The organism is Bradyrhizobium sp. UFLA05-153, assembly GCF_054185185.1.
Map to the genome: position 1 here is coordinate 1 of NZ_JBBIAM010000200.1, position 9,790 is coordinate 9,790.

At 63.0% G+C, this 9,790-nt stretch carries 10 protein-coding genes and 1 pseudogene; 7 read left to right on the forward strand and 4 right to left on the reverse strand.

Annotated features, from left to right (window positions below):
• Positions 1-819: 819 nt before the first annotated feature.
• Both Q2941_RS48790 and Q2941_RS48795 read right to left on the reverse strand, forming a co-directional pair.
• Positions 820-1,074 carry a hypothetical protein gene (locus Q2941_RS48790; protein ID WP_027527891.1) on the reverse strand — a complete coding sequence of 85 codons (255 nt, stop codon included), beginning with the start codon at positions 1,072-1,074 and terminating at the stop codon, positions 820-822.
• 14 nt (positions 1,075-1,088) lie between these two features.
• Positions 1,089-1,280: a hypothetical protein gene (locus Q2941_RS48795; protein WP_035665056.1), complete on the reverse strand. Its 192-nt coding sequence runs from the start codon at positions 1,278-1,280 to the stop codon at positions 1,089-1,091.
• A 714-nt stretch (positions 1,281-1,994) separates the two neighbouring features.
• On the opposite strand from Q2941_RS48795, the gene Q2941_RS48800 reads away from it, so the two are divergent.
• Positions 1,995-2,348 (forward strand): cupin domain-containing protein, encoded by a 354-nt coding sequence (locus Q2941_RS48800; protein WP_458197141.1) that lies wholly within the window; start codon positions 1,995-1,997, stop codon positions 2,346-2,348.
• Between the two features lie 23 nt (positions 2,349-2,371).
• Here the strand turns inward: Q2941_RS48800 and Q2941_RS48805 are convergent, their stop codons facing one another.
• Complete coding sequence (locus Q2941_RS48805; protein WP_027527893.1) at positions 2,372-2,884, reverse strand: hypothetical protein; 513 nt, start codon at positions 2,882-2,884, stop codon at positions 2,372-2,374.
• A gap of 108 nt (positions 2,885-2,992) precedes the next feature.
• A complete protein-coding gene (locus Q2941_RS48810) occupies positions 2,993-4,144 on the reverse strand; it encodes a zinc-binding dehydrogenase (protein WP_458197142.1) in 1,152 nt (383 codons plus the stop codon).
• A 136-nt stretch (positions 4,145-4,280) separates the two neighbouring features.
• Here Q2941_RS48810 and Q2941_RS48815 point away from each other — a divergent pair, with 136 nt between their 5' ends.
• The 6 genes and pseudogenes from Q2941_RS48815 (at position 4,281) to Q2941_RS48840 (ending at position 9,713) form a co-directional block, all read left to right on the forward strand.
• Positions 4,281-5,519, forward strand: coding sequence for an MFS transporter (locus Q2941_RS48815; protein ID WP_458197145.1), 1,239 nt, complete (start codon positions 4,281-4,283; stop codon positions 5,517-5,519).
• 72 nt (positions 5,520-5,591) lie between these two features.
• Positions 5,592-6,752, forward strand: a complete 1,161-nt coding sequence (locus tag Q2941_RS48820; protein WP_458197144.1) for an MFS transporter — start codon at positions 5,592-5,594, stop codon at positions 6,750-6,752.
• 93 nt (positions 6,753-6,845) lie between these two features.
• Complete coding sequence (locus Q2941_RS48825; RefSeq protein ID WP_027527896.1) at positions 6,846-7,457, forward strand: PilZ domain-containing protein; 612 nt, start codon at positions 6,846-6,848, stop codon at positions 7,455-7,457.
• A 330-nt stretch (positions 7,458-7,787) separates the two neighbouring features.
• Entirely contained in the window at positions 7,788-8,414 is a 627-nt protein-coding gene (locus tag Q2941_RS48830) for a transglutaminase-like cysteine peptidase (RefSeq protein WP_027527897.1), read from the forward strand.
• Between the two features lie 224 nt (positions 8,415-8,638).
• Positions 8,639-8,968: pseudogene (locus tag Q2941_RS48835) on the forward strand (GntR family transcriptional regulator); the annotation flags it as partial.
• A gap of 115 nt (positions 8,969-9,083) precedes the next feature.
• A complete protein-coding gene (locus Q2941_RS48840) occupies positions 9,084-9,713 on the forward strand; it encodes an FMN-binding negative transcriptional regulator (RefSeq protein ID WP_027527898.1) in 630 nt (209 codons plus the stop codon).
• The last annotated feature ends 77 nt before the right edge of the window (positions 9,714-9,790 follow it).

A 9,790-nucleotide genomic window follows, 5' to 3' on the forward strand; every position in this document is an offset into this window, starting at 1 on the left:
GTGTATAAGAGACAGGCTGGGGCTGGCGCGGACCGGCTGTGGGCGTGGGCATCGGCTTAGGGCTCGCCAGTGCGGCAGCCTGGGGGCCCGGCTGGGGTGCTCCGGGTTGGGGCTATGCCGGATGGGATAGCTGTACGAGATGGCGTCGGGTCTGGACGGGCTGGGGATGGCGCGTCGTCCCGGTGAACGTTTGTTGGTGAGATGCCCGTGTTGACGGCGGTGGCGCCAGAGGGCTCACCGCCTCCACGTGTTTGCGAAGCTGTCTTATTCGGCGCTTAGACGCTGCCGCACGGAGCGCCGTTGTGCATTGTGGGAGCGTGTTAACTTTTTCTTAACCATGCGCGTCCAGCCTTGTCCCTGGTGGGGATCGTTCATCCTTTTGGGCGGGGCTCGATGGAGGAGACGAAATGCGCGGGCGTGAGATGCAGCCCGAGGCCAACCTGCTTTCGGCTTTTGCGCTGATGATTGTCGGAGCCTTGGGTGTGGGTCTGCCGATGGCTTTGGTCATTATTTGGCTCTGTTCCTGACAAGGAACCAACTGTTGCTCTGCGTTCCAACTCGGCGAGCCGGCCGACCAGGAAAAAGCCCCCGGAGTTGGAACTCCGGGGGCGTTTCGGACCTGTGAGGTTGGGTACATCCGCCAGCCCTCGCTACGATCCTAGACCTGGCAATGACCGCATTTGATCTTGTGCAGGATGCGGCAACGGCGCGTCATTGTTGTGAAACCCGGTTGGTGAGAATTCGCGCCGACATAGCCGCCTGTGCCCGGATGAGGCGGAGTAATCCCGCGCGTCGTGGTCGGCGGCCCCCAAAAGACGCTCAATTTTCACTCGTCAGTTGGTCCAGCATGGCATCGCAGGCAGCCTCGGCCTCATTGAATGTCTGGAACGGCGAGCCGAAAATCCTGATCGCGCCACGATTCTGGTAAACTGGACGCCATGACGCGACATAGCCGGGCCTTCCGTGAAAGCCGGTCCCATTGCGACTTTCGAAGCTGATCACGAACGAAAAGCCGTCGCTGCTCGCGCTCCATATTTCGATGTGCTCGACGGCACGGTGGAACTGCAGGGACATGGCAATGCAGCCAATCAGTCCTTGCCTGCCGTTCCGCGCGGCGACCGCAGCCCGGGCGCACCGACCCAGCGCTCGACGTTCAATCTGGCTTCCAGTTCCAGCGCCTTCCAAAGCAAGCTGTCGCGTTCTTTGCCCAACGGCAGCTTTTCCGCAGCCGCAAACAATTCTGCGATGTCGGGGGGCAAATCCTGTGTCTTCTCCACCATCACTCAATCCTGCCGGTATTGAGTCGTCATTTCAAAACACAACCCCCACGTGCGGCAAGTGTACTTTGTGCCATCGGCCTTTGGTACAGGGAGGATACAGAGGGAATCGCGTCGCTCATCGTGTGGCGGATGGCCGGGAACCAAGATCGCACCCCCGATACATCCCATGTAGCCGTTTGCCTTCGAGGAAAACTGTGCGGGGAGTTAGACCTCCGCGACTATCGAGCCACTGTTGAATTGGCGAGGGATACATCGAATAAAGCATCCGGGTCGCCCCACGATCTGTGAATGTGCGCCCGTTCCTGCCGAAGTCCCATGCAGCATGAAAGGCAAGTCTCGCTCTGGAGGTTACGCAGATGTTATCCGGAGCAATGGTTGCAAGGACGATCGTGCAGGCGGAAGCGCAAAGGCCGTCGATGACGACCGATTGACGCGAGGCGCGCAATTTCTCGTATCGTTCGATATAGTAGCCAATCTGCCCGCCTCGATCATTCGTAATGCGAACCACGGCATGGCTCGTCCCCGTGCCAGTGAGTAAGAGCATTCCCGCGACGACCCCTGCCGGAAGTCTCATGTTGCTCGCTCGACGAATGTGATGCCGATCCGCTGGCAAGATTATGGTGGGGCAGATTGGGATGCTTCCGGTTCTGAGAATGTTGACCTAGGTCAACGAACCTGTTGGGCTGCAAGAAATCAACGCAACACGGGTGACCTATGGCCGACAAGATATCCCTTGCCGACAAGCTCGCGACATTCCAGGAATTCTGGTCTCCGCGCACTGTCGCCACCTTCAATGACTGCGACGTGATGGTGGTGAAGGTGAAGGGAGAGTTCACCTGGCACAAGCACGATGACACCGATGATTTCTTTCTCGTCCTGAAAGGCAGCCTCGACATCGAATTGCGCGATCGCACGGTGACGCTCAAGCCGGGCGAGCTCTACATCGTCCCCAAGGGCGTCGAACATCGGCCCGTGGCGCGCGAAGAGGTGCATCTTCTGCTGATGGAACCGACCGGCACGCCGAACACCGGTGACAAGGCGACCGCGACCCCGCGCAAGCTCGCCTGAACGGCAGATTGTTCTATCTGACGCTAATCCCGAAAGGTCGCCAGCTTGCTGAAGCTGCCGACCAGCCTTGCTTTGGCCTGCGCGACATAGTCCCGCGCCGCGCGGCTCAAGGCGCGGACGACCCGCCACGCCTCGGTTGCTTGCAGCCATGCCCTCACCTCGGCGAACTTCCCATAAGCCCAGGCGAAAGCCGGAATCCTCATCAGCTTGTCACGCGTAAGATGGAACAGACGCTCGACCAGCACGAGCTTGAGCAGTTCGCCGATGATGAAAGCCACCGCGCCGCTGACAATCTGGCCCGTTGCGGCGAGGTAGGCTGCGATGGGCTTGACTGGCTCCAGGATGATCACGGGCACGGAAAACAGGGCGAGCGAAGGATAAGGCGGCAGCGATCTGATCCAGGCGCGCAACCGCTTGAATTCCAGATGCCGGCCCAGCCAGCGCGATATGGGCCTCGCCACGGCCATGAAAACCGCGTCCACCAGGAAGTAGACGGCGGCCAGGATGTAAGTAACGGGTTCCAGGATTCGCTTCACAGTCATCTCCCGCAAAGTGAAAGCCGGAACTTGGACCTAAGTTTCACCTCAGCGTGGATATCTCGCGGATTCCTGATGGAACTTTTTGGGCGACAGGTCGCTCCTGCCCTACTCTACCAATTCCGGCCACGGCACGATGGTCGACTTCACCGTCTTCATCGCCATCGCATCCGCCACCGCCTGCGCGACGCCCTGTTCCGTGAACGGATAGATCGTCTGCATCTTCAGCCACGGATATTTGCCGGCCGTGCGGTAGAGCATGTCGACGCCGAGCGGCAGATCGTTGCCGGTAAATCCCCAGGAGCCGAGCACGTTGAGATCCTTGGTGCAGATGCGGTGCCATGAGGTCTCGATCGATCCGGCATCGGTGAACTGGCCCATCTCGACATAGGTGCCACCGTCGCGCAGCATCTCGATGCCTTCGGGGCCGGCGGAGGGATGGCCCGAGCAGTCCATCACGAGATCGGCGCCGAAACCGCCGACGATATCGCGCACGGCCTTGATGCGATCCTGCGGCATCTTCAGCGCCTCGATATTGACCGTCGCCTCCGCACCGAACTCACGCGCGAGCTTCAGCCGCGGCTCTTCCGGCGCGCCGACGCAGATCACGCGCCCCGCCCCCATCTCCCGTGCAGCCGCGACCGCAAGAATGCCGATCGGACCCGAACCCTGGATCACGACCGTGTCGCCCCAGGTGAAGCCGCCGGCGCGACTCGCGCGGTTGAAGGCGCGGATGCAGGACGTCAGCGGCTCGGACAGCGCGCCCAGCCGCAGCGACATGTCGTCGGGCAGCTTGTAGATCTTGGTGCCCGGCAGCATGTCGAGATCGACATAGACATATTCGGCCCAGCCACCCCACAGATGCGGCGCCTTGTCGAAACCGAGATAGCGGCCGTAATAGACCGGCGTCAGGCACTTGTTGGCCGTTGCCGGATAATGGATGCAGTAGTAGCAGCGGCCGCAGGGCATCAGCGGCGGGATCATCACCTTCGATCCGACGTGAAGCGGCTTGCTCATGAAATCTTCGGTGAACCCGTCACCGCATTCGACGATGACGCCGCCGAGCTCGTGTCCGAGCGTGAATGGCCAGGGCAGCGGCTTCGGCCAATGTCCCCTGAGAATGTGGAGGTCGGTGCCGCAGACGCCGCAGGCGCCGACCTTGATCAGCGCCGCCTTCCTCCCGACCTTCGGCCACGGCACTGTGCGGATGACGGGTTCAGCGCCCGGCCCAGCGTGTGTGCATACGCGGATTGACTCCATGGCTATTTCCTCACTGCCCGTCTTGTGTTGAATGTCGCGGGCTGTGGCCGAGCCTATGTGAGGTCGGGCGTGATGCCAACCACGAACGACGTCAGGGCGTAACCCCGAGCCGGCCGAGTCAGGTCATCGATTGAACATCCACACGTCGACGAAACCAGCGGCCGCACCGAGCTCGTTCGCAGCGATGCAGTCGCGACCCTATCGCGCGCAGTTCGCGGCCTACGTACTGGCCATGATGGCCGACAATATCGAGCACGTGATCAGCTATTGGGTGGTGTTCCAGAAATTCCACTCGCCGGCGCTCGCGGGCTTTGCGGTGCTGTCGCACTGGCTGCCGTTCCTGCTGTTCTCCGTCGGGGTCGGCAGCCTCGCCGACCGCGTCGATCCGCGGCGCATCATCCAGTGCGGGATGCTACTGTTCATCGTCGCCTCGACCGGCTGGGGTATCTTCTTCATCACCGATACGATCCAGATGTGGCACGCGATGCTTCTGCTGGTCATCCATGGCTGCGCGGGCGTCCTGTGGCAGACGCCGAACCAGCTCCTGCTCTACGACCTCGTCGGACCTGCCGATCTGCCGAGCGCGGTGCGGCTGAACGCGATGGCGCGCTATCTCGGCATCCTGGTCGGCCCTGCCGTGGGCGGCGTCATCATGCTGACGCTGGGCACCTCGCACGGCCTCATCTTCAACACGTTGTTCTACCTGCCGATGCTGCTCTGGCTGTTCCGGGCGCCGGCGCGGGACATAAGCGTCGCCGCGCGACGCTTCGCCGTCCGCGGCCTTGCCGATATCGTGCTGACGATCCGCTCCATCGGTACGCAGCCGGTGCTGACTGCAATGACGTGGCTGGCCGGGCTCACCTCCTTCATGATCGGCAACGCCTACCACGCGCAGATGCCGGGCTTTGCCGGCGATCTCGGCCATGGCGATCCCGGCGTGTCCTACAGCGTGCTTCTGGCGGCCGACGCCGCTGGCGCGCTGCTCGCCGGTATCGCGCTTGAATCGTGGGGACGGCTCAAGGGCACGCCGCGGACCGCGATCACGCTGGCCATGCTGTGGAGCGTCTCGCTGCTCGCCTTCGCATCGGTGCGGATCTATCCCTTGGCGATCGTGCTGCTGTTTGCCGCGGGCTTCTTCGAACTGTCGTTCAACACCATGGCGCAGGCGCTGGTGCAGCTCAACGCGCCGGCCGACATCCGCGGCCGCGTCGTCGGCCTCTTCAACATGGCCGGGCTCGGGATGCGGGCCTTCAGCGGCATCACCGTCGGCCTGTTCGGCGCCGCGATCGGCATCCACTGGTCGCTCGGCCTCTCGGCCGCTGTCCTGGCCGCGCTGCTGCTCCTGTTGCATCACCGCACGACGAAGAAGGCATAGCTGGCCGCAGAAGCCGTCGGTTGACACTGACGTCTCGCCACCGCACGCTCGGCAAGACCGGGAGGTGAGACCTTGCGCAATCGCTGGGGCGTTCTTGCGATCCTGTTTTTCGTGCGCCTCACCATGGCGTTCCAGTTTCAGAGCGTGGCGGCGGTCGCGCCCCTCCTGGAAAAGACGTTTGGTGTGGGCCTTGCGGACATAGGACTCCTGATCGGCCTCTACTTCACGCCGGGCGTGTTTCTGGCGCTGCCGGGCGGCGCGATCGGCGCGCGATTCGGCGACAAGGCCACGGCACTCGCTGCGCTCGCCTTGATGATGAGCGGCAGCATGACGATGGCGCTCACGGATGCGTGGAGCTCTCAGATCGCCGGACGGCTGGTTGCCGGGATCGGCGGCGTGCTGTTGAGTGTGCAGCTCACCAAGATGACGACGGACTGGTTCGCCGGCAAGGAAATCGCAACCGCCATGGGCATCGTCATCAACTCCTGGCCGGCCGGGATCGCGCTCTCGCTGTTGACATTGCCTGCGATCGGCACGGCGGGCGGTGCGCCTGCCGTGTTCTTCGCCGTCTGCGCGGTCGTCGCCGCCGGCATCGTGCTGATGTTCCTTTACCGGCCGCCCCCAGCGAGCGGAACAGTGGCGTCGGCGTCCGCTCGCCTCGATCGGCAGACGGTGACAGCGGTGATGATCGCTGGTGCGATCTGGGGCCTGTTCAACGTAGGCTTTGCCATGATCCTGTCGTTCGGGCCGTCGCTGCTGGTCGAGCGCGGATGGACCGTGGCAGCGGCGGGCTCCGCGATCAGCCTCGCGCTGTGGATCTCGGCGGTCTCTGTCCCACTCGGCGGCGTGCTCGCCGATCGAACCCGGCGACCGCTCACCCTTGTCGTCGTCGGCAGCTTCCTCCTCGCCTTGCTGCTGGCGCTGCTGACGCGGTCCAGCGCCGTGATCACGATCGTCGTTTCCCTTGGGCTCGTCTCCGGCCAGCCGGCCGGCCCGATCATGAGCCTGCCGGCGCGGGTGCTGGCACCGCAAACGCGCGCGATCGGCATGGGGATCTTCCTCACCGTGTTCTATGCCGCCATGATGCTCGGACCGGTGATCGCGGGGCGCCTTGCGAGCTGGACCGGAAGTGCGGCCGCAGCGCTCGATCTCGGCGCGCTCGTGGTCCTCGTCTGCCCGCTGTTGGTGTGGCTGTTTGAGCGCATTGCAGAAAACCGCCCACAACCCGCCTGACCTATCCGTAACTCTCGCACGTCCCGCTAACGGCGCGTTAACCCTGTGCGCCTTAGGGTCGCTGGGACTCCGCCCGGGGGTCGGGTAGTGAAAATGGCGTTGGCGAACAAAAAATTTCTTCCTGCCGCCGAGGAACGTCGGCGTTTCCAGCGGGTGAAAGTACATCTGCTCGGCCGCTATATGCTGCCGGACCGCCGTGAATTCCCCTGCCAGGTGATCAACATGTCGCCGGGCGGCCTCGCTTTGCTCGCCCCCGGCATCGGCAATGTCGGCGACCGCGTGGTCGCCTATCTCGACCATATCGGCCGCGTCGAGGGCAAGATCACCCGGATCATCGACAACGGCTTCGCCATGACGATCGGGGCAACGCCGCGCAAGCGCGACAAGCTGGCCGCCCAGCTCACCTGGCTCGCCAACCGCGACATCCTCAATCTGCCGGAGGATCGCCGCCACGACCGTATCGTGCCGCGCAACCCGATCGCCGTGCTCACGCTCGAGGACGGCACCAAGATGACCTGCCGGATCATCGACCTGTCGCTGTCCGGCGCCGCCATTGCCGCAGAGAACCGGCCGCCGCTGAAATCGCAGGTCATGCTCGGCCGCGTCCAGGGCCGCGTGGTCAGAAATCTCGAAGACGGCTTCGCGCTCGAGTTCGTCCACGAGCAGCCGGTCGAGACTCTCGAAGAGAGCGTTACCGCGCGGTAAAGCGCAACCGCCTGAAAAATCCAGCAATTGAGCCGAAAAGGCGGCCTCCGCAACGCGGACGCCGCCTTTTTCGTATCTCGCGCGCAAGCGCCTGCCGGTTAACGCGGGCCGCCGCGCGGCGCGAAAACGCTGAGTTCCCCGAGGCTCGCGCGTTAATGCCTACAATCTTATTCAATTGCAGTATTCTCAAATTTTAGTCGAACTCTACTCAAGTATAAATCGAATTCAGCGCTCGTTTTACTTGTATTCGTCTCGACTTGACTTGGCTCATTTAGCGGCAACGCAAAAGCTTCGTGCGAATTGTGGTCCCAACAAGAAACGGGGGCCACGATGTTCGACTTCAGGGGACAGGGGAAAGGGCTGGCGATTGCCGCCATGCTCTTCGGGATCAGCGCGACGGTGCAGGCCGGCGAAGGCCGCCTGCTCTACGCGAGCCTCGGCGACAACACGCGTGCGCCGATCGGCTGGGTCGAGTTCTGTGCCGACAATGCTGCCCAATGCCAGGGCGGTCCGTCGCAGCCGCGCGACATCGTGATGTCGCAGACGGCATGGCGCGATCTGCTCAAGGTCAATCGCTGGGTCAACGAGACCGTCAAGCCTTTGACCGACATGGAGCACTGGGGCGTGATCGAGAAGTGGTCGTTGCCGACCGACGGCTACGGCGACTGCGAGGACTATGTGCTGTTGAAGCGCAAGATGCTGATCGATGCCGGATGGCCCCGCGAGGCCCTGCTGATCACCGTCGTGCGTGACAAGAAGGGTGAAGGACACGCGGTGCTGACGGTCAAGACCGACAAGGGCGAGTTCATTCTCGACAATCAGAACGAGAATGTCGTCGCCTGGACCGAGACCGGCTACCGCTTCGTCAAGCGCCAGTCGCAGAGCGATCCCAACGTCTGGGTCTCGCTCGGCGATACCAAGCCGGCGGTCTCCACCGCCAGCGCCAAGGATCAGTAGTTAGCAAGGAACGAGTTACGCGACCCGGTCACATCCCCACCCCTCCCCGTCCCAGACCGGTTCGCGCGCGGCCAGCCATCCCCCAATGGCTGGCCGCAATCTTTTTTGGGGCCCCCGGAAGCGATGAGAGCTCCCGCAGCTCCGTCGTGCATCGGAACCGCTTGGCATTGGGATCGGATGGCCGCAGACTGGCATCGCCAAATAGCCGGTTTTGTGAATTTTCAATGGTCCAGATCAAGGCGTCTTCTCAGAAGCGGGGCCGGAAAATGGGCGCTCGGCAGATCTACGAAACGCTCAGGGACCAGATCCTGAAACGCGTGTATGGCACCGATGGTCTGCTACCGTCCTCGCGCGCGCTCGCCGGCGAACTCGGCGTATCGCGTTCGACAGTGACCGTCGCTTACGAGCAACTCGCTGCGGAAGGCTTCATCGACGTTCGACATGGGGCAAGGCCACGCGTCGCAAAGGCTGTTGCCGAAGCGCCGGCCCCCGACACCAAGTCACGCCCGTCGTCGCGGAAGGCACGCCTGTCGGCGTACGGTCAGCGATTGAGATGCGCGCCGCAAATCGGCGCAGGTCGCGGCAACTGGACCACCAAAATCTTCGATAACTGGCAGTTTCCAGCCTACCAGTTTGAGGGCATCTCTCGGCCGACAACGGAGAAACGCCATGTATGTGCCCCCTGCCTTCAGGGACGACGATATCGAGAGCATCCGCGCCACCATCCGCTCCGCCCGCCTCGCCAATCTGGTGACGGCCACTGCGGAGGGGCCGGTCGCGACACCGCTGCCGCTCTTCCTGGATGAGACCGAAGGCGAGCGCGGCGTGCTGTACGGGCACTTGGCGAGGGCCAATCCGCAATGGTGTGCCGCGCCCATCGGCGCAGCTCTCGCGATTTTCATGGGTCCGCAAGCCTATGTGACGCCCTCCTGGTACGCCACCAAGCAGGAAACCGGAAAGGTGGTGCCGACGTGGAATTACATCGCAGTCCACGCCTATGGCCCGGTTGAGTTCTTCGAGGAGAGCGAACGTCTGCTCGAGGTGGTCACGCGGCTGACGAACCTGCACGAGGCGCCGCGTACCAATCCCTGGGCTGTCGGCGAGGCGCCTGCCGATTTCATCGCCGCGCAGCTGCGCGGGATCGTCGGTGTGCGCATTCCCGTCAGCCGGTTCGAAGGCAAACGCAAGATGAGCCAGAACCGTCCCGCCGCCGACCGCACCGGCGTTGCTGCCGGCCTTGCAGCAAGCGAAAATCCGCGGGATCGGGAAGTGGCTTCCCTTATTCGGGTAGAGACCTAGGTGTGGAGCCTCAAGAGGTTGTCCTCGGTTAGACCGAGTCGGCTGATTGGTGTTTGAGATTTTATACCCCCATGGGG